The organism is Lysinibacillus sp. RU7, from assembly GCF_057837305.1.
In genome coordinates this window covers 1-285 of record NZ_JBYQFK010000098.1, presented here as the reverse complement: position 1 = coordinate 285, position 285 = coordinate 1, and the positions used below count along the sequence as shown (strand labels likewise).

Sequence of the window (285 nt, the reverse complement as noted above, 5' to 3'; positions counted from 1 at the left end):
ATCGCTACAAACGTGTCAGAAATAGATGACTCAGATAAAAACCTGTCAATTGTAGCTTTTATTTCAGCTTTTTCTATTGTGGAATTTTCTGAAAAACAAAGTAATACATAAGATTGTGACTGCTTTTCAAATATAACAGCTTGCTGGACTTCGGATATTTCCAAAATCAATTCATTTATTTTGTTTCTAAATAAAAAGTAATGCTCCAAAAAAGAATCGTTTTTAGATAAAAAGACCTGATTTAAATCCCTTTTAAAATGTAAAAGAAGATTTGGTGTACAGACC

General features: G+C 29.1%; 1 protein-coding gene. It reads right to left on the bottom strand.

The annotated features are described in order from the left end of the window. Positions 1–285: hypothetical protein (locus tag AC3II9_RS21685; protein ID WP_489158751.1), on the bottom strand; the 285-nt coding region annotated here is incomplete at both ends.